Source organism: Coprococcus sp. TF11-13, from assembly GCF_003481085.1.
Classification (GTDB): Bacteria; Bacillota; Clostridia; order Lachnospirales; family Lachnospiraceae; genus Coprococcus; species Coprococcus aceti.
This window is the reverse complement of the sequence record NZ_QUKK01000001.1, coordinates 822357-842511: the sequence shown is the minus strand read 5'-3', so window position 1 is coordinate 842511 and position 20155 is coordinate 822357. Positions and strand designations below refer to the sequence as shown.

Here is a 20155-nt window from a genome sequence, read left to right as displayed (position 1 = left end):
TTACAGGTGATTGAATATGGTCATTGATGATAAGTTTTATGTTGGTGGAGCCCGGGACCGGCAGATCATAAGGATGGTCAGAGGAATAAGGCGCTTCCACAGAGTAAAATATGTGCCTGGAGTGTTCGTTATCACACTTCCGTTGTTTGGAGATGGGATTCTGGAGATATATGAGTTGAATGAACTCAGGCAGAAGATCTACACTGACATGGGCGATGCTATACATATTGTCGGTGCAGCTCCAAGCAGATTCCAGGCTGTACTGCTTGTCAGGGATATAATAGATGATATATATAAGAAGACCGGGGATGTTGATGTGGAGAGATTTTTTGCATCGTGACCAGATAGTCTCTGGGTCTAAGGGGATGGAGCATGCATATTGTTTGGTTGATATTGAAGATACTGCTCATAGTTATCCTGTCGCTGGTGGGACTGGTAGTGCTTCTTGCACTTCTCGTATTGTTTGCGCCGGTGAGATACAGGGCGTATGTGAAGAAGGATGATGACATATTTGCGAAGTTCTCTGCCAGATGGCTTGGTTTTGTCCTGTGTTTTAAGGTTTTGTATGATTCGGACGGCCTTCGGTACAGGCTGAGGCTGTTTGGCGGAACCATCATGGGCAGCGAAAAAAGTGCCATACCGGAGCCGGAAGAAGAGGTATATTCTGAACCCGGGGAATACAGTCGGGCTGGGACAGAGGAAGAAGCTTCTGACAGTCCGGGATATGAAGACTATCCATCGGTGGAGCCGGAGGACAGGCAGTTTCTTCTTGAGGACAGCGAATTTGAGGAGCCCGTACCGGGGCCGCTCATCAGGCTGGGCAGAAGGATAGACAGTATGGCAAAGACGGTTGTATCGAAGTTCAAAGATCTGTCAGAGAAGTTTGCCAGTCTGAAAAAGAAAAAAGATGGCTATACTAAGCTTGTACACAATGTCAGAACAAAGGAAGCCATGAGAGTTTTCAAGGTTGAACTGATAAAGGTGTTAAAGCATCTTAAGCCCACAAAGCTTAAGGGGCAGATCATATATGGTGCGGATGACCCGGCAACAACAGGTGAGCGCCTGGGGTATATGAGCCTGCTTTTCCCGCTATACTATGATAATATAGATATAACACCGGATTTCTCTGAAGCCCGGTTGGAAGGAGACCTGTTCATGAAGGGCAGGATAAGACTTGGAACAATCGGCTGGAGCGTGCTGAAGGTGATCTGGAACAAGAATGTCAAGATAACTATTGCTCGATTAAAAAAGATATCAGGAGGAAATTGATATGGCAAATATGAATATTGAGGGAACACTTGGTTCTATGTTTAAGGGAATGGATGGCTTTATATCATCGAAATCGGTGGTTGGAGAGCCTGTGTATGTCGGTGACACGATCATTATTCCTCTTGTAGATGTCAATTTTGGTATGGCTGCCGGAGCGTTCAATAAGCAGGACGGCAACAAAGCTGCCGGAGGAATCGGAGCAAAGATGAGCCCGTCTGCTGTTCTTGTCGTCTCAGGAGGAAATACGAGACTTGTAAATCTCAAGAACCAGGATGCCGTAACAAAGATCATAGACATGGCCCCAGAGGTCGTAGATAAGGTCGTGGGTCTGTTCAAGAAGGACAAGACAGAGGAAGAGAAGAATGTTGACAAGGCGATAAATGATGTCGCACAGTCAGAGGAATCTGTCACAGAATAATAAATATCAGAATATATAATATAAGTAAGATTCAGTGCGTTGGGAAATGCATTATTAAAAAGTCACCACATATAATGATAATAAATCATTATGGTGGTGATTTTTTATCTGGAAAAAATTCACAGGATTTGCGTTTTTCTTCACAGCGGTGGGAGTGGTTATAGGATATTTCATAAGTGGATTTGTGGAATTTCTCATAATCGTTATATTATTGCTGTTATCTTATATATTCTCCTGCAGATAAAAAAATAAGAGTGATGATCCTTGAGGATCATCACTCTTATTTATACCAGAACTGAATCGGTGATATTATGCAAATATTATGCACGCTCGACCTTACCAGATCTTAAGCAAGATGTACAAACATAGATCTTCTTTGGTGTACCATCAACTACAGCCTTAACAGCCTTAACATTTGACTTCCACATCTTGTTTGCTCTTCTATGAGAGTGGCTCACTTTGATACCGAAATGAGCACCTTTATCACAAATTGAACATTTTGCCATAATAGCACCTCCTTCAATGAATAAACTAACTTTCTTCCTAAGTTCACAACAAGACATATAATAGCAGATTATTTTTCCATATGCAAGCAAAATATTTATTTTTTATTGGAAATGAAGAAATACTATAGAATAAAATTAGATTTATGCTATAATTGATGAGTAATTGTGTTTATAAGTCGGTAGATATGATGAACACTTGTGACTTTGTTAGAAAGGAGTCGTGTATGAAGGAATATATTAATAGCGATAACGGTAAAGTAAGTATAGATGAGAGTGTTGTTGCACAGGTTGCAGGACTTACAGCCCTTGACTGTTTTGGAATAGTAGGAATGGGAATAGTCAGTGTCAAGGACGGAATTGTAAAGCAGCTCCGCAGAGACAATGTTTCTAAGGGCGTAAATGTACGTTTTGATGAGAATGGTGATATAGTCATTGAGCTGCACATAGTTGTTGCTTATGGCGTTAGTATAAAGGCTGTCACAGACAATCTTATGCAGTCGGTAAAGTACAAGGTAGAGGATTTTACGTCGTTTAAGGTCAGCCATATCAATGTCTATGTTGAAGATGTTAAAGTACTTGATTAGTTTGGAGGATAGAGTAAAGTGAGTAATACGATTGATGCGCTTGCACTGAAGAAAGCATTTATTGCCGGTGCCAATAATCTTGATAAGAACAAGGAATATATCAATGAACTTAATGTGTTCCCTGTGCCTGACGGAGATACAGGAACTAATATGACGCTGACAATCCTGTCTGCAGTGAAGGAGGTTGAGGCGGCACCTGATGATATGAAGTCCATAGCAAAGGCCATGTCCACAGGTTCGCTCAGAGGCGCCAGAGGTAACTCAGGTGTAATTTTGTCACAGCTTTTGAGAGGATTCAGCAAGAAAGTGCAGGACGCAAGGACCATAGATGTTCACGTTATAGCAGATGCTTTTCAGAAGGCTGTGGAGACTGCATATAAGGCTGTCATGAAGCCTAAGGAGGGAACGATTCTCACAGTTGCCAAGGGCGTGGCGTCCAAGGCAAGGGAGTGTGCTGATGCAGATATGTCCCTTGCACAGTTCTGTGACGAGGTTATTGAATATGGAGATGCCGTTCTTGATTCCACTCCTGAGATGCTTCCGGTTCTGAAGGAAGCCGGCGTGGTCGATTCAGGTGGACAGGGACTCATGGTGGTGCTCAAGGGTGCTGTCGACTGTCTCATGGGCAGAGTTACAGTTGAACTCAGCAAGAACACAGGAACAGTGAATGTGGCAAGAACATCCACAGGCGCAGGCAACGATTCCATATCCACAGCGGATATAAAGTTTGGATATTGTACAGAGTTTATTATCAATCTTGAGAAGCCATATGGCGAGGCTGAGGAGGATGATCTGAAGAGCTTCCTCGAGTCTATAGGTGACTCGATAGTATGTGTATCTCTTGATGATATAGTTAAGATACATGTGCATACCAACCATCCTGGTCAGGCATTTGAAAAGGGTCTTACACTTGGATACCTTACTAATATGAAGATAGACAACATGAGGATAGAGCATCATGAGCGTGTTATCGGTCAGGCAGAGCGCGATGAGGCCGAGAAGCAGGAGGAAGAGAGACAGCACAGAAAGCAGGAGCATAAGGAGCCTCGTAAGAAGTATGGATTTATTACGGTATCCATGGGTGATGGTCTCAAGACTCTTTTTGAAGAGCTTGGAGCAGACCGTGTTATAGAAGGCGGACAGACCATGAATCCAAGCACTGAGGATATGCTCAATGCGATCGATGATGTGAATGCCGAGAATATATTTATACTTCCGAACAATAAGAATGTTGTTCTTGCGGCTAATCAGGCTGCAACTCTGTGTGAAGATAAGAATATAATTGTGATTCCAACCGCGAATGCTCCTCAGGGCATAAGCGCCATGATCGCATTCGACAGTACAGTCGATGTGGACGAGAACAGATCTGCCATGAAGTCGGCTGTCAAGAATGTCAAAAGCGGACAGGTAACTTATTCCGTAAGAGATACCTCGATCGATGGAAAGGCCATCAAGGAGGGCGATATCATGGGTATCGGCGATAAGGGGCTTGTCAGTGTTGGAAATGATATAGAGAATGTAACATTTGAACTGATCGCAGATGCGGTCGATGAGGATTCAGAGGTTATAAGCATATATAATGGTGCTGATGTGTCTGAGGAGGATGCGCAGAAGCTTGCTGGCAGAGTGGAGGAGGCATATCCGGACGTTGATGTGCAGTGCTACTATGGCGGACAGCCGATATACTATTATATAGTATCTGTGGAATAACTTTCTGTGTATCTGTGAGATCCGTTGTGAAGAGGTGTATGTATGGAATTGAATGACTCCATAAAGACAATAAAAGGCATAGGTGACAAGACTGCGTCGGCATTTGCCCGGCTTGGGATAGAGACGGTGAACGATCTGCTTCTCAATTACCCCAGGACATATGTCACCTATGAGGATCCGGTGGATATATCAGATCTGCAGGCGGGAAGCAGGCAGTCCGTGAGGGCTGTTGTGAACAGCCGTGCGGAGGTCAGAAAAGTACATGGACTGACCATAGTAATATTGTATGCAAAGGATTTCTCTGGGACAATTAAACTTACCTGGTTTAATTGTCCTTTTTTGCGTAATTTCTTTCATATAGGTCAGGAGTTTGTGTTTGTAGGAAATGTGGCTTATAAGGGCGGTATGATGACCATGACGCAGCCGGAATACTACACTGATGATAAATATGGCGAACTTACGCATGTTTGGCAGCCGGTGTACACGGTAACGCCCGGTATAACCTCAAAGACCATACAGAAGGCTGTGAGAGGCGCAGAGGAAGCCATAGACAGGCTTGAGGATTACCTGCATGACAATGTGCTTGATGAGTACCATATTATGGGTATACAAAAGGCTATCCACTCGATTCATTTTCCTCAGGATGAGCAGAAGCTCAAGGGGGCTGTGAAGAGGATGGCATTTGATGAATTTTACAGCTTTATATCAAACCTTCACAGGATAAAAGACGACAATGTGTATGCAGAAAATACATGTATAATAAACTGTGATGAGGAGGTCAGGACGTTTATTGAGAACTTGAGGTTCAGGCTTACCGGGGCGCAGATGAATGCGGTGCGTGATATGCTTGACGATATGCGCTCTGAACATGTCATGAACAGGCTGGTTCAGGGGGATGTCGGATCAGGAAAAACCATAGTTGCAGCAGCCGGATTATACGCAGTGGCTGCAAGTGGCTATCAGGGAGTGATCATGGCACCGACTGAGGTTCTGGCGGTTCAACATTACAAGGAGCTCAGTTCGCTGTTTGAGCCATACGGAATATCTGTGGGACTCCTGACGGGTTCCATGACAGCGAAAGAGAAAAGAGAGATGTACAGCCGCATCAAGAATATGGATGTGCAGGTTGTGGTCGGAACACATGCCCTCATACAGGACAAGGTGGAGTATGGAAGACTGGCGCTCGTTGTAACTGATGAGCAGCACAGATTCGGTGTAAAGCAGCGCGAGAGACTTGCGTCAAAGGGAGAAGCTCCGCACACGCTTGTTATGAGTGCCACACCTATTCCGAGAACCCTTGCGATCATCATGTATGGCGATCTTGACATTTCAGTTATAGATGAGCTCCCGGCGGGAAGAATCCCGATCAAGAACTGCGTTGTGGATGAGAGCTACAGGAAGACGGCTCTCGGCTTTATCATGAAGGAGGTCTCACAGGGGCATCAGATATATATAGTCTGCCCGATGGTGGAGGCCAGCGAAGTTCTGGACGATGTTGCAAATGTGACCGAGTATACGGAGGAGCTGAAGAAGTCCATCAGGGATGGATATGGCGCTGACACTTCGGTGGTATGTTTGCACGGTAAGATGAAGGCGGAGGAAAAGAACAGGATACTCCAGGACTTTGCGGATGGTAAGATAAGCATTCTTGTCTCAACTACGGTCATAGAGGTTGGAATAAACAATCCAAATGCCACAGTTATGATGGTGGAGAATGCAGAGCGTTTTGGCCTTGCGCAGCTCCATCAGCTCAGGGGACGTGTAGGAAGAGGAAATCTCCAGTCGTACTGTATTTTCATGAGCGGAAAAAAGGATAAGGATACTATGGAGAGACTGAATGTTCTGGAGAAGTCAAATGACGGCTTCTATATAGCCGGTGAGGATCTCAAGATGAGGGGCCCGGGCGATTTCTTTGGAATAAGACAGAGCGGGGAGCTGATGTTCAAGGTTGGGGATATATACAATCATGCTGACATGCTTAGGGCGGCGCAGGACGTATACGACCGCTATGGACAGGAGATAGATGCGAAACTGATAAACAAAGGGGATGACAGGCTGTACACTATGCCTGTATTATAAATAAAAAAAAGGGGGTATACCATGAAAAATAAGAAAACGATAGTTATGGGAATAATTATTGGCATTTTGCTGATAATTATAGCGGTTATGGGATATGTGATCGCTTCGGGAAAGAAAGGTGATTCTGTTAAGAAAGAAACGCTGCAGGAGACTTCTGCAGGCACAGAAGAAGTGAAAAGTGCTGACAATACGGGCAGTACAACTGAGTCGTCAGAAAAACAGGATGACCAATCCTTGGATATTGCAGGCGATTTCTATGCTGAGATAGGACATGATACCACGTGGGAGGCAGATGGCAAAAAGTGTGCTACAGAGAGCATCAACATATATAACAACACATCTGCGTCTGCAAAGGACTGGAAGCTTGAGATTACATATAAGGGAACTCCGGCTGTAGATCAGATATGGGGCGGAGAGTACAAGATATCAGGCAAAACAGTGTCAATAAAGGCCGTGGATTACACCCAGGAGATACCTGCTAAGGGCAGTATCAACCTCGGATATAATTTCTCTTCAGATGACCTCGCCGTTGAGAAATACGTGCTGTATGTAAATGACACACAGTACAGCGGAGATGGTCTTAAGATGGTAGCTTCAGCGCCTGAGAAGACCGACAGCAATGAAATAAGCGGAGGCGGGAAAAATACAGAATCCGCTGCCACTGAGAAGAAAAACAATACAAATGTTCCGGGAGAGATCCCATTTGAAACACATGGAAAACTTTCGGTAAAAGGAACGGATATAGTGGACATGAATGGAGACAAATATCAGCTTAAGGGTGTCAGCACCCATGGAATCACATGGTTCCCTGATTATGTGAATAAGGAAGCCTTTGAGACTCTGCGGGATGACTGGGGTGCAAATCTTATAAGACTTGCGATGTATACGGATACAGGAGACAGCTACGGATACTGCAGTGGCGGAGATAAGGACGAGATACTTGCTCTTGTTGACAAAGGAGTTAGTGCAGCGACTGAGCTTGGCATGTATGTCATAGTTGACTGGCACATACTAAGCGATAGTGATCCGAATAATCATATAGATGATGCAAAAGAATTCTTTGACAAGGTATCTAAGAAATATGCGGCACAGGAGAATGTCATATATGAGATCTGCAACGAGCCGAATGGTGGAACCCAGTGGAGCAGTGTCAAGTCGTATGCCGAGACCATAATACCGGTCATCAAGGCAAACGACAAAGATGCTCTGATAATCGTGGGAACTCCAAACTGGAGCCAGGATGTCGATATTGCGTCACAGGATCCGATAACCGGTTATGACAACATCATGTACGCAGTGCATTTTTATGCGGCTACCCACAAGGATGACCTGAGAAATAAGGTTAAGACGGCTCTGGACAACGGACTTCCTGTATTTGTGAGTGAGTTCAGCCTGTGCGATGCATCGGGCAATGGAGGTATTGATTACGATTCATCTGACGAGTGGTTCAAGCTTATAAACGAGAATAATCTCAGCTATTCATCATGGAGTCTGTGTAACAAGAATGAGACATCGGCACTTATAAAGTCCGATTCAACAGCCACGGGCAGCTTATCCGATGGAGATCTGTCTGACACCGGAAAATACGTGAGAGACAGAATAATGGGAAAATAGAGTGAAGATTGGAAGCTCTTCTTGTAATTTCGCAGAAGGCATGGTATAAGAATGTCTGGCGGAGAACGTTTACAATAAACAGTACATATAGATAGGAGATTAATATGAGGGTTATTGCCGGCAGTGCAAGAAGTCTGAAGTTGGTGACGGTTGATTCGATGGATACCAGACCGACAACGGACAGGATAAAAGAAACCTTGTTTAATATGCTCTCAAATGATATTCCGGGATGCCGGTTCCTTGATGTGTTCAGCGGAAGTGGAGCTATTGGAATAGAGGCGCTCAGCCGTGGGGCAGACATGGCAGTATTTGTTGAGAACAGCAGAAAGGCAGTAGAGTGTATCAATAAAAACCTTGCGTTTACGAAGCTTGCCGACAGGGCACAGGTCTTGTCAGCGGATGCAGTTCAGGCAGTGGGGATGCTGGAGAGACAGGGGAAGGCATTCGATGTAATATTTATGGATCCGCCATATGGAAAGCTTCTGGAAAAGGCTGTGCTTGAAAGACTTGCAGGTTCACCTCTGATGGATGATGACACAATGGTCATTGTGGAGTCTGATCTTGACACGAATTTTGATTATCTTGATGATCTGGGACTGGAGCTTTATAAGACGAAGAAATATAAGACCAATAAACATACATTTATATATAGGAGACTGGAAGATGAGTAGAGCTATTTATCCGGGAAGTTTTGATCCGGTGACACTTGGCCACCTGGATATAATTAAGAGATCTGCGGAAATGTTTGATGAGCTTATAGTCGGGGTGCTCAATAATACCGCAAAATCTCCATTGTTTTCTTTGGAAGAACGTGTTAATATGTTAAAGAATGTAGTCTCAGATATCCCGAACGTGAAAGTTATGGGTTTTGGAGGACTGCTGGTGGATTTTGCAAGACAGAACGACGTGAAGGTCATAGTGAGAGGCCTTCGGGCTGTGTCGGATTTTGAGTATGAATTACAGATTGCCCAGAGCAACAGGAAAGTTGCCCCGGATATTGACACGGTTTTTCTTGCAACCAGTATTGAGTATTCGTACCTTAGCTCAAGCGTGGTCAAGGAGTATGCGAGCTTTGGTGTGGATGTACATGATTTTATCCCGGAGGAGATCAGGGATACATTGAGAGACCGATATTCGACAGACAGAGACTGACAGACGAAGGAAGAATTTTTGGATAGATTATTAGGAGGAGAAAAACATGGCAAGAAAAGGTATTGAAGAGATGATCAGTGAGATAGAGATATTTATTGACAATTGTAAGTATCAGCCATTGTCATCCAGTAAGATTATTGTACCAAAGGAAGATCTGGAGCAGATGGTGGGCGAACTCAAGCTCAAGCTGCCTAATGAGATAGAGAGATGTAAGAAGATAATGAGAAACAAGGAGGCTATACTTGCAGATGCAAGAGCGAGAGCTGATTCTATCATCACAGAGTCTGTTGCAGAGGCAAACAGGCTGGTTGATCAGAGCCAGATAGTTGAGCTTGCCAACATCAGAGCGAATGAGATAACAGACATGGCGAGAAGTCAGGCTGAACAGATCATCGCTGAGGCGAATTCAGATGCCAGGGAAGTCAGAGCAGGTTCTATGTACTATTCAAAGGACAAGCTCACAGAGATCAGCCAGTATATAAATGCAACGCTTCAGGCAGAGAGAGCAAACTATGAGAATCTCATTAAGTCTCTTGAGGACAATGCGGCAAGAGTTGCTGACAATATGGCAGAGCTTGATTCAAGCATAGCTCAGATCAATGGCGTTCCTGAGCAGGTACAGCCAAGTGCTGACGATTCAGCATTTGCTGATGATGACAACACAGATTACAATGTATACGGCAAGACAGAGTATTCATCAGACGACTCTGACGATGAGGATTATGATGACGAGGATGATGATGAATATGACGACGAGGATGAGGATGATGAGGAGTTCCTCGACGAGTAATCACGCCAGATGATACAGGATGTATTTACAGAAACATCATATAGAAAATGAAACACAGGAAGGCACATACTGTTTTCCCTGTTGTGTATTTTATGAATGACAGCCCGGATATTCTTATCATATCACGGCTTTGGAACAAGGCTGATAGCCCTCCAAAGGCAGTGAGTGAGAGAATGAGGGCTGTCTTTATTTTTGTGGAAATATCCATGCCGTATAATATTGGAACACCGCTGCCTATCTCCAGATATGCGGATATGATGGTGCATGCATCGCCTGAAAAGTATCTGCACATAAGATTTCCTGCAATGGCAAATATGACCATGTACACACCGATCACAGTTATATTGTGTACCGAGCTGCTTATTATGTCAGAATACGTATTTTCTGGATTCCCTGAATTGGGGCTCTGGTTGTCTGATGATACCTGGACTGTTGCGGCAGTAAGCAGCTCCGTGGAAGTGCTGGAGCGGTGGGATGACATACATGACAGAGTAAGCGCTATTACAGTATAAATGATCTGTGGAAGATATACAGCCTCGATCAGCCGTGCAAACGATATATATTCCATCAAATGATCCCTGTATATGTAATTGTAAAGAAACATCGGACTTATATTGTTGCACATCGGGAGTAGGCTCTGACATACGTTTTCAGAGATGATCCTCTTTCGGTAAAAGAAAGCTATGATGATCGTGCCTGTGGGAAAACCGCATAGCAGGCCTATTATAAAGATGATCGCATATGCGCAGCATTTTGATACCTGTATCGATCTGAGAAAGCTGGTTATAACACCGGTCAGCAGCATAAAGGGGAGCAGAATAGGCACAATGGATGAGTACCATAGCTGTAACCCCTGGGTGCATCCGGATCTGATGATGTCTGAATTTAAACATGCAAATATTATAATTGAAGCTGTTAGAATTATATAACATACGTTCTTCATATGCCAATTGTATTCATTTTATAGAGCAAATATGATAAATAAGAATATGTCATATAACTATGACAGGTTGTTCAAAATCGGTCTTTATACTGATTTTGTATTTGTTGTATACCATGTTTCTGTATATGTCTGCGGCTTTTATGTCGTATGAGAACATGGACAGACCTGTGGAATCTGTATTTTTGTATATCTCGGCTGAACGGGTTATGATCGGTACCTGCGAAGCCTTTTTCATGCTTTTTATCACGGTACCTGCATCTTTTTTTAGTCCAAGAAGCTTGATGTAGGCTATCCAGCCGTTTTCTTTAAAATGGGAATAGTCATCACATCTCAGGTCTGTGATGGTGTGCAGCAGACCTCTCTGAATGTGCGTGAGAGTATAATTCCTGCATTTAAGTGCTGTTGCGGTCTCAGTAAAGGATAGATTTGCGTCAAGCCTGGAGAGACGGTTGCAGAGATCTCTATCCATGTCAACGATGTCATCCGTGCACGGAGCAAGTATCCTTCGTGCTGACAGGAGATGAGACAGGTCGTCGTCGAACATCGGAAATGACTTTCTGTACGCGTTTTGCAGGATGTTGTAGCAACTGTCAGGAATGTGGCGCCTTAAGCTTTCAACATCACTTGACCGGAGTAGCTCACGTATGGCTGAGGCCGAACAGATGTCGTTGTCGGTGGCAGTGCTGTTGTATTCTGATAAGATCCTTCTGATCGGGACAGTTTTGATCCTGGAGTCTGTCTGTATAAGAGTAGCAATATACTCTATGGCCAGAATGTTGTTCGGGCTTGCCAGGATACGGTCAAGATCAGCGCTGGTATAACCGGTAAGGTTCTGGTTCTGCAGATACTCGGAGATGGCGGCTGCTCTGGCTGATCCATATGAGATGCCCGAAGATACGGATTTTTTTATGGATTCCGATACCTGTGGCGGTTCATTGACGGTGAGTTCGGCAATTTTTTGCAGAAGATCAATGTCATCACATTCTGCGCCGAATGAGATATAGTCTATGCCATCAAGAGCGTTCATCATGCAGACTGCGGCATGTGCATAGTCTCTGGCACTTGATGATGCGTATACAAATGGAATCTCGAACACAGCGTCTACACCGCATCTCAAAGCGATCTCGGTTCTTGTGTGCTTATCTGCTATGGCAGGAACGCCTCTCTGAAGAAAATTGCCGCTCATAAAGCATATGACATGTTCGGCACCAGTTAGAAGCTTCGCCTGCTGTATCTGATATTCGTGTCCCTTGTGAAATGGATTGTATTCGCAAACTATGCCTACTGTGCTCATGGCTCCTCCTTGAAATGCGTGTTTTATAACCTGTCACGATTTATAATGCCTTTGTCGGTAAAGTTTATTCTATCTTAATAATTAATGGCTGTAAAGTGTGTTATAATGACGGACATAAAGATGTTAAGTGAAAAATTCAAGATGCGGCATTGTTCTGATGCCGATGATCCCCACATACCAGACAGATATTGATTAATTAAGTGAAGGCAGCCAATTTATGGTTGACAAAGTGGCAATAATCTAATATTATATTAAAAGATAATCGAACATATGTTTAGGAGGAAGATACAATGGCGAATAATTCCGGTAATGTAAATATTGATGATAAGAGAAAGGCATTGGATGCCGCTATAGCACAGATAGAGAAGCAGTATGGTAAGGGTTCGGTGATGAAGCTTGGCGATTCCAATGCGAATATGAATATAGATGTGATCCCTACAGGATCCCTCAGCCTTGATATAGCACTTGGACTTGGCGGTGTGCCTAGAGGAAGAATCATAGAGGTGTTCGGACCTGAGTCGAGTGGTAAGACGACGGTAGCACTTCACATTGTTGCTGAGATACAGAAGAGAGGCGGAATCGCAGGCTTTATAGATGCCGAGCATGCACTTGATCCGACATATGCCAAGAACATAGGTGTAGATATAGACAATCTTTACATATCACAGCCTGACTGCGGAGAGCAGGCGCTTGAGATCACAGAGACCATGGTCAGATCGGGAGCGGTTGATGTCGTTATCGTGGACTCTGTTGCTGCACTTGTACCAAAGGCAGAGATAGACGGAGAGATGGGCGATTCGCATATGGGACTTCATGCCAGACTTATGTCACAGGCGCTCAGAAAGCTCACTGCTGTTGTCAGCAAGACCAACTGTGTTGTCATATTTATCAATCAGCTTAGAGAGAAGGTTGGAGTTGTGTTCGGTAACCCTGAGGTTACAACAGGTGGTCGTGCACTTAAGTTCTATGCTTCCGTAAGACTTGACGTAAGAAGAATTGATACGCTCAGACAGGGCGGTGAGATCGTAGGTAACAGAACAAGAGTTAAGATAGTTAAGAACAAGGTGGCTCCTCCATTCAAGGAGGCTGAGTTCGATATCGTGTTCGGCAAGGGTATATCTAAGGTTGGAGATATTCTTGATCTTGCTGTTGCGAACGACATAGTGGATAAGTCCGGTGCCTGGTACGCATACAACGGCAATAAGATAGGTCAGGGAAGAGAGAATGCGAAGGCATATCTTGAGAACAATACAGCTATCTGTGATGAGATAGAGCAGAAGGTAAGAGAGGCGGTTGGTGTTGCCGGAGAGTCTGCCGAGAACACTGTAGATGATGGAGCAGATGAGTAGGATCGCAACTGTCACTGATATCAGGAAGATCGATGATAAAAGGTTTTGTCTGTTTGTGGACTATGAGCCTTTTTCATCGGTCTATGCATCGGATATACGAAGATTACATCTTGCCTGTGACGGTGAGATAGAATGGAGTAAACTTGAGGAATTCAGACGGGACTATCTGTTCAAACGTGCCATGAACAAGGCTGTGAACTCCATAAAATTTTCGGACAAGTGTGAATACGATATCAGGCAGAAGCTTAAGGATCTGTATTACGACGAAGAGATCGTGGATCAGACCATCGACAAACTGAAGTCGTATGGATATATAGATGATTACAGGTATGCATGTGGATATATACGCAGAAACTCCGCTAAAAAAGGCATTCGTGTCATACGATTTGAATTGCAGGCAAAGCATATAGGCCAGGATATTATCGATCTGGCTGTGGAAGACTCAGACATATCAGACGAAAGCAACAGGATAACACACATTTTACAAAAAAAATACACTGTGGAAGAACTGACTGAAAAGCGTGATAAAGTCTATGCATACATGTACAGCAAGGGCTTTGACAGGCGTAAGGTTTCCGAGTGTATACGAAATATTGTCTCTGATATTACTTGACATAACATCTTAAAAATATTAAACTTAAATAGTTGTATTCTTGTACAATGAAAACTTAATAAGGAGGTGCTCCTGTGAATTCACCAATAGTATGGGGAATAATCGCTGTTGTTGTAGTTGCACTGCTTGTTGCTACATGGTTTATCGCTATTGCATATCGCAAGAACATAGTAGAGACCAAGATAGGAAGAGCAGAGTCACAGGCAAGAGAGATTATTGACGAAGCTCAGAAGACCGCCGAGGCTAAGAAGCGCGAGATACTGCTTGAGGCAAAGGAAGATTCCCTTAAGACACGTAATGACCTTGAAAAGGAAGTAAAGGACAGACGTGGAGAACTTTCACGTATGGAGAAGAGAATTCTTGCACGTGAAGAGAATCTTGATAAGAAGACTGAGGCAGTTGAGAAGAAGGAAGCTAGTTTAGCTAACAAGGAAAGCGCGCTGGACAAGCAGAAGGCTAAGGTTGAAGAGTTACAGGCGAAACGTTTACAGGAACTTGAAAGAATTTCAGGTTTGACCTCTGAACAAGCAAAAGAATACTTATTAAAGACTGTTGAAGATGAAGTAAAGCATGAAACAGCAGTTATGGTCAAGGAATTAGAAACCAGAGCTAAAGAAGAAGCGAACAAGAAGGCGAAGGAGTATGTTGTCAATGCAATACAGAGATGTGCGGTTGATCATATCTCAGAGACAACGATCTCATTAGTTCAGTTACCTAACGACGAGATGAAGGGTAGGATAATTGGTAGAGAGGGTAGAAATATTCGTACCCTTGAAACTCTCACAGGTGTAGATCTTATCATAGACGATACTCCTGAGGCAGTTATCTTATCAAGCTTTGATCCGGTAAGACGTGAGGTAGCAAGAATTGCACTTGAGAAACTCATCGTGGATGGTAGAATCCATCCAGCCAGAATCGAAGAGATGGTTGAGAAAGCGCAGAAGGAAGTTGAAAACATGATGCGCGAGGAAGGTGAAGCTGCTACTCTTGAGGTAGGAATTCACGGAATCCATCCAGAGCTGGTAAGACTTCTTGGAAAGTTGAAATTTAGAACAAGCTACGGACAGAACGCATTGAAGCACTCTGTTGAGGTAGCTCAGTTGTGTGGTTTGTTGGCCGGAGAGATAGGTGTCGATATCAAGGTTGCAAAGCGTGCTGGATTACTCCATGATATAGGTAAATCACTTGATCATGAGATGGAGGGTTCACATGTTCAGATCGGTGCAGATCTTTGTAGAAAGTACAAAGAGTCAGCGCTTGTTGTCAATGCGGTAGAATCACATCACGGTGATGTTGAGCCTGAGTCATTGATAGCACTTCTGGTACAGGCTGCAGATACAATTTCTGCTGCAAGACCGGGAGCAAGAAGAGAGACCTTGGAGACTTATACTACAAGACTTAAGAAGTTAGAGGATATTGCTAATTCTCATAAGGGTGTAGATAAGACATTTGCTATTCAGGCAGGTAGAGAAATTCGTGTAATGGTAGTTCCTGAGCATGTAAGCGATTCTGATATGGTATTGCTGGCTAGAGATATTGCAAAGCAGATCGAAGACGAGCTTGAGTATCCTGGACAGATTAAGGTAAATATTATAAGAGAGTCACGCGTGACAGATTACGCAAAATAAAAATTAGGGTTTGTAGAGATGATCTACAAACCCTTTTTATGATTTGTCATATAATGAAGATAACATCAAGCCGGTGCTTGAAGATAATTGAGGTGTATATGTTTCGTAATTTGTATGCATGATGAACTATGAAAACGGGAAGATAGGTGATCGATAAATGGAAAAATTTAAGAAAATAAAAACTGAAGTGGCTTACAGGGCGCATGTGTTTGATGTATATAACGACTATCTTGAACTGCCTGACGGCAGAAATGTTGTATATGATCTGATAAAGCACCATCCGGGAGCGTGCATCCTTCCGGTGAAAGACGATGGATCGATCATATTGATAAAACAGTACAGGAATTCTATTGATGATATAACCTACGAGGTTCCGGCTGGTTTTATCGATGAGGGAGAGTCTCCTGAAGATGCAGCCAGAAGAGAACTCAGGGAAGAGACAGGGTTTACCGCGAAGGTTGTGGAGTATGTGACTAGAACAGTTCTGGCTATCGGTACAAGTGATGAACAGACTTGCGTGTATATAGGCAGGAAACTTACCAGAGGAACATGTGCATTGGACGAGAATGAATTTATAGAGACCGAGGAGATAGGCCTTGACGATGCACTCGATATGATAAGAGATGGCAGGATAGTGGATTCCAAAACTATAATTGCAATCTACGCATATTGGGGTAAGAAATGCTCATAAACACGCAATCACATAATTTGAAACATAGAAAATTTGCAGGAATATTGTCAGAATTAAAAAATGTGAAATATTTTTGAAAAGAATTATGTCAATATGTAGTATACATAATTAGATTGCGTACCGCATTTTGTACTTTTGCTAAAAATGCCGTGAAGCCTTGATTTTACTTGTTAAAATAGTGTTTGATTTTATTTACATTTATATTTATAATATAATTCAGTCTACATAACTAAGGGGATAAATTAGTGGAACAATACATAGACAGATATGTTGATTATTTAAGAAATGTAAAAAAATCCAGTGAGAATACTGTTGCATCATATCGGAGAGATCTGATAAAATTCTACAGGTATTTTGACGAGAAGGGCATAACGAGGATTGATGATATTAATGAAACTTATATCACTTCGTATGTGTTGGAAATGGAAAAACAGGGGATGTCCATGGCTACGGTGTCACGTAACATTGCATCCATAAAGTCATTCTATGCCTATCTCATGAGGGAGAGGATTGTGAATGAGGATCCAACGGAGAATATCAAGCCTCCGAAGATCGTGAAGAAGGTTCCTGAGACGCTTACCATAAGTGAGGTGAACAAGCTTCTCGACCAGCCTACCAACAAGACTCCAAAGGAGATCAGGGATAAGGCGATGCTGGAGCTGTTGTATGCTACAGGAATACGTGTTACAGAGCTTGTGACATTGAAACTCACGGATGTCAACATAAAGCTTGGGTTCATTGAGTGCCACGACGGCGACAGGGTGAGGACTGTTCCGGTTGCGGAGGTTGCTCAGAGAGCCCTCAGCAGATATATTACTGAGGTGCGCGATGATATGAGTGGAGGCAGTGATTATCTATTCTTCAACTGCAAGGGTGCACCTATGACGAGACAGGGATTCTGGAAGATAATAAAGTATTATGCGGCTAAGGCCGGCATAGATAAGGATATAACACCTCATATGATAAGGCATTCATTTGCCTCGCATATGTTGGGGAATGGAGCGGATATAAAGTCTGTTCAAGAGATGCTTGGACATGTGGATATTGCGACAACCCAGATATATCTTACAAATAAGCAGAGTAAGCTCAAGGAAGAATATGCAAAGGCATATCCGAGGGCCTAACAAATAACTTATAAACTAAGGAGACAATTAAATCATGGAAAACAATTACTACGTTCCGGCACAGATCATTGAGAATAATCTCAAGGGTGCTGTTGGAAAGGCAAATCTCAAGCTGTACAAGATGATTATGATGGGATTCTTTGCAGGAATGTTCATTGCGATAGGAGCTGAGGGATCAAACCTTGCGGTGCATACGGTGGACAATTTCGGACTTGCGAAGACTCTTGCAGGATGTATATTCCCTGTAGGACTCATGATGTTATCGATTATCGGTGCAGAGCTGTTTACCGGAAACTGTATGATGATAACAGCGGTTATTGATGGTAGGATAAAGCTTGTGCAGATGCTCAAGAATTGGGTTATTGTATATCTCAGCAATATGCTTGGATCAGTTGTGACTGCAGCTCTTATATATGGAAGCGGTCAGTTTGATAATTCAGCAGGCGGCCTTGGCGCTTATACCATCAAGGTGGCTATGGGTAAGACAGGCCTTGATTTTTGCAATGCGTTCATGTCGGGAATAATGTGTAATGTTCTCGTGTGTATCGCGGTTCTCATGTCATCTTCGGCTAAGGATATAATTGGAAAGCTGTTTGCATGCTTCTTCCCGATAATGGTATTCGTCGTGTCAGGTTTTGAGCACTGCGTTGCAAATATGTACTATATACCTGCAGGTCTGATGGCTGCATCAAACAGCAAGTACGTGGACAAGGCATGCGAGCTCTATGGATATACCGCACAGCAGATAAGTGACCAGCTCACAGTGGGACATTTCTTCAGTAAAAATCTCCTCCCTGTAACGCTTGGTAATATCATCGGCGGTGGTCTGATAGTGGGAATTGGACTTTACATCATCAACAAGCCTAAAAAGGTGGAAGAGTAGAATTTGGCGCCAGACTTATAGGCAACAAGGTCAGAATGATGGACTGAATAAATGATGGATTGAAAAATAAGATAGATAAATAAAAAACAGATGTGGCATGATTTGAGGAATCACCCTGGATCATATCACATCTGTTTTTTATTACTTACATTTTATCGCATTATTGTTTGTCGCAATTTTCAGTTTGTTTGACAATTACTTATAAAAGTCAATTATCTTGTCCATTCTGGATGACATATTCTCAAATATAAGATCAAGGATCGTCAGGGCGGTCATGGCCTCGACGACCACAACAGCTCTCGGCCCAATGATAGGATCGTGGCGGCCTCTGATCGAGACCTCTATGTTATCCCTGGACTTGTTAACGGTTTTCTGTGTGGATGCGATGGATGGGGTCGGCTTGAAATGCGCCTTGATGATTATGTCTGAACCATCGCTCATTCCGCCGAGAATACCTCCGGCGTGATTGGTCTCCTTGTCTACGTTATAACCGTTCATGACAAATGCATCATTGTTATATGAGCCTCTTGCAGTGGATACCTCGGTGCCGTCGCCAATCTCGACAGCTTTCACAGCTCCGATGGACATAACTGCCTTTGCGAGGCATGCATCCAGTTTGTCAAATACCGGTTCACCGATACCTGCCGGCATTCCATGCACGATACATTCAACACCAGAGCCTATGGAATCGTTCTCCGCCATGCAGTCTTGAAGAAGGATTGATGCCTTCTCGTAGGCATCCGGGTCCGGCATGTTGAGGTCGTTCTTAAGTATATAGTCAGCGTCAAAATTGTTCCTGTCTATATGTACATCACCGATGGAAGATACGTAGGTAGTTATGGTGATACCGAGTTCCTTCAGTATCTTTGAGGCGATCGCACCGGCTGCAACTCTGCCGATGGTCTCTCGTCCCGATGAACGGCCGCCGCCTCTGTAATCCCTGAAGCCATATTTTTCATCAAATGTATAATCTGCGTGGCCTGGTCTGTAATATGTGGCGATATCTCCGTAATCCCCGGAGCGCTGGGATGTATTTCTCACCATCATGGATATAGGAGTTCCGGTTGTCTTTCCCTCGAAAATTCCTGACAGTATCTCTATGGTATCGGATTCCTTTCTAGGCGTTGAGAACTGTGAAAATCCGGGTTTTCTGCGATCCAGAAATACCTGTATATCTTCCTCACACAGTGGAAGACCGGCAGGGCAGCCGTCAACGACAACTCCCAGAGCCTTTCCGTGGGATTCTCCCCATGTGGTGATGGTAAATTTATTTCCTATGGTGGAACCTGCCATAATATATCTCCTTTCAAATGCGGCGAAACCTGCCGCTCTCTATTCGGCAAATGAACTGCAGAATCCTGCAGCGCAAATGTCCGCGCGCACTATTATAGCATAGATAAGTTTGTGATAACAAGAAATAAGTTGGGATGCTGTAAAGTGTGAAAGCGTATAAGGTGAATGTCAAACTGGGAATATTACCGGCCGGGGTTGTAATGAAATATGTTATA

20 protein-coding genes are annotated in these 20155 nt (G+C 43.5%); 17 read left to right on the top strand and 3 right to left on the bottom strand.

Annotation, left to right across the window (positions count from 1 at the left end; translation table 11 throughout):
- The first annotated feature begins 16 nt into the window (after window positions 1-16).
- Genes DXD11_RS03720 through DXD11_RS03710 form a run of 3 tightly spaced genes read left to right on the top strand, consistent with a single transcriptional unit; the run spans window position 17 to window position 1687 of the window.
- On the top strand, window positions 17-340 hold the full coding sequence (locus tag DXD11_RS03720; RefSeq protein ID WP_015534869.1) for a hypothetical protein: 324 nt from the start codon (window positions 17-19) through the stop codon (window positions 338-340).
- A gap of 32 nt (window positions 341-372) precedes the next feature.
- The gene (locus DXD11_RS03715) at window positions 373-1269 is read left to right on the top strand and encodes a DUF2953 domain-containing protein (RefSeq protein ID WP_118757785.1); all 897 of its coding nucleotides are present in this window, start codon (window positions 373-375) and stop codon (window positions 1267-1269) included.
- Between the two features lies 1 nt (window position 1270).
- Window positions 1271-1687 carry a GerW family sporulation protein gene (locus DXD11_RS03710; RefSeq protein ID WP_117549019.1) on the top strand — a complete coding sequence of 139 codons (417 nt, stop codon included), beginning with the start codon at window positions 1271-1273 and terminating at the stop codon, window positions 1685-1687.
- A gap of 320 nt (window positions 1688-2007) precedes the next feature.
- On the opposite strand, the gene rpmB is transcribed toward DXD11_RS03710, so the two are convergent.
- Window positions 2008-2193 (bottom strand): 50S ribosomal protein L28, encoded by a 186-nt coding sequence (gene rpmB, locus DXD11_RS03705; RefSeq protein ID WP_022059057.1) that lies wholly within the window; start codon window positions 2191-2193, stop codon window positions 2008-2010.
- 224 nt (window positions 2194-2417) lie between these two features.
- On the opposite strand from rpmB, the gene DXD11_RS03700 reads away from it, so the two are divergent.
- From DXD11_RS03700 to DXD11_RS14150, 8 genes are all read left to right on the top strand, one after another.
- On the top strand, window positions 2418-2777 hold the full coding sequence (locus DXD11_RS03700; protein ID WP_015534873.1) for an Asp23/Gls24 family envelope stress response protein: 360 nt from the start codon (window positions 2418-2420) through the stop codon (window positions 2775-2777).
- 18 nt (window positions 2778-2795) lie between these two features.
- Window positions 2796-4487, top strand: a complete 1692-nt coding sequence (locus tag DXD11_RS03695; protein WP_055144575.1) for a DAK2 domain-containing protein — start codon at window positions 2796-2798, stop codon at window positions 4485-4487.
- A gap of 42 nt (window positions 4488-4529) precedes the next feature.
- Window positions 4530-6566, top strand: coding sequence for an ATP-dependent DNA helicase RecG (gene recG / locus DXD11_RS03690; RefSeq protein ID WP_118757784.1), 2037 nt, complete (start codon window positions 4530-4532; stop codon window positions 6564-6566).
- Between the two features lie 21 nt (window positions 6567-6587).
- On the top strand, window positions 6588-8180 hold the full coding sequence (locus DXD11_RS03685; RefSeq protein ID WP_118757783.1) for a cellulase family glycosylhydrolase: 1593 nt from the start codon (window positions 6588-6590) through the stop codon (window positions 8178-8180).
- A gap of 104 nt (window positions 8181-8284) precedes the next feature.
- The gene (rsmD, locus tag DXD11_RS03680) at window positions 8285-8851 is read left to right on the top strand and encodes a 16S rRNA (guanine(966)-N(2))-methyltransferase RsmD (RefSeq protein ID WP_118757782.1); all 567 of its coding nucleotides are present in this window, start codon (window positions 8285-8287) and stop codon (window positions 8849-8851) included.
- Complete coding sequence (gene coaD / locus DXD11_RS03675; protein WP_117549014.1) at window positions 8844-9332, top strand: pantetheine-phosphate adenylyltransferase; 489 nt, start codon at window positions 8844-8846, stop codon at window positions 9330-9332. The genes rsmD and coaD overlap by 8 nt, the downstream gene beginning before the upstream one ends.
- Window positions 9333-9378: 46 nt before the next feature.
- The gene (locus DXD11_RS03670) at window positions 9379-10122 is read left to right on the top strand and encodes a hypothetical protein (protein WP_118757781.1); all 744 of its coding nucleotides are present in this window, start codon (window positions 9379-9381) and stop codon (window positions 10120-10122) included.
- Window positions 10123-10169: 47 nt separating this feature from the next.
- Entirely contained in the window at window positions 10170-10634 is a 465-nt protein-coding gene (locus tag DXD11_RS14150; protein WP_117549012.1) for a hypothetical protein, read from the top strand.
- Between the two features lie 480 nt (window positions 10635-11114).
- Here the strand turns inward: DXD11_RS14150 and DXD11_RS03655 are convergent, their stop codons facing one another.
- Complete coding sequence (locus tag DXD11_RS03655) at window positions 11115-12359, bottom strand: tRNA(Met) cytidine acetate ligase (protein ID WP_118757779.1); 1245 nt, start codon at window positions 12357-12359, stop codon at window positions 11115-11117.
- A gap of 290 nt (window positions 12360-12649) precedes the next feature.
- Between DXD11_RS03655 and recA the strand changes: the two genes are divergently transcribed.
- From recA to DXD11_RS03625, 6 genes are all read left to right on the top strand, one after another.
- A complete protein-coding gene (gene recA, locus DXD11_RS03650; protein WP_022216537.1) occupies window positions 12650-13708 on the top strand; it encodes a recombinase RecA in 1059 nt (352 codons plus the stop codon).
- Complete coding sequence (locus DXD11_RS03645; protein ID WP_243105800.1) at window positions 13689-14321, top strand: regulatory protein RecX; 633 nt, start codon at window positions 13689-13691, stop codon at window positions 14319-14321. The genes recA and DXD11_RS03645 overlap by 20 nt, the downstream gene beginning before the upstream one ends.
- 74 nt (window positions 14322-14395) lie before the next feature.
- Window positions 14396-15949, top strand: a complete 1554-nt coding sequence (gene rny / locus DXD11_RS03640) for a ribonuclease Y (protein WP_022216535.1) — start codon at window positions 14396-14398, stop codon at window positions 15947-15949.
- 157 nt (window positions 15950-16106) lie between these two features.
- Complete coding sequence (locus DXD11_RS03635; RefSeq protein WP_118757778.1) at window positions 16107-16640, top strand: NUDIX hydrolase; 534 nt, start codon at window positions 16107-16109, stop codon at window positions 16638-16640.
- Between the two features lie 245 nt (window positions 16641-16885).
- Window positions 16886-17764, top strand: coding sequence for a site-specific tyrosine recombinase XerD (xerD, locus tag DXD11_RS03630; RefSeq protein WP_117549009.1), 879 nt, complete (start codon window positions 16886-16888; stop codon window positions 17762-17764).
- 34 nt (window positions 17765-17798) lie between these two features.
- Window positions 17799-18647 carry a formate/nitrite transporter family protein gene (locus DXD11_RS03625; protein WP_055222574.1) on the top strand — a complete coding sequence of 283 codons (849 nt, stop codon included), beginning with the start codon at window positions 17799-17801 and terminating at the stop codon, window positions 18645-18647.
- A 195-nt stretch (window positions 18648-18842) separates the two neighbouring features.
- Here DXD11_RS03625 and aroC read toward each other — a convergent pair whose 3' ends face one another.
- Complete coding sequence (gene aroC / locus DXD11_RS03620; RefSeq protein ID WP_022216531.1) at window positions 18843-19940, bottom strand: chorismate synthase; 1098 nt, start codon at window positions 19938-19940, stop codon at window positions 18843-18845.
- Window positions 19941-20155 lie beyond the last annotated feature (215 nt).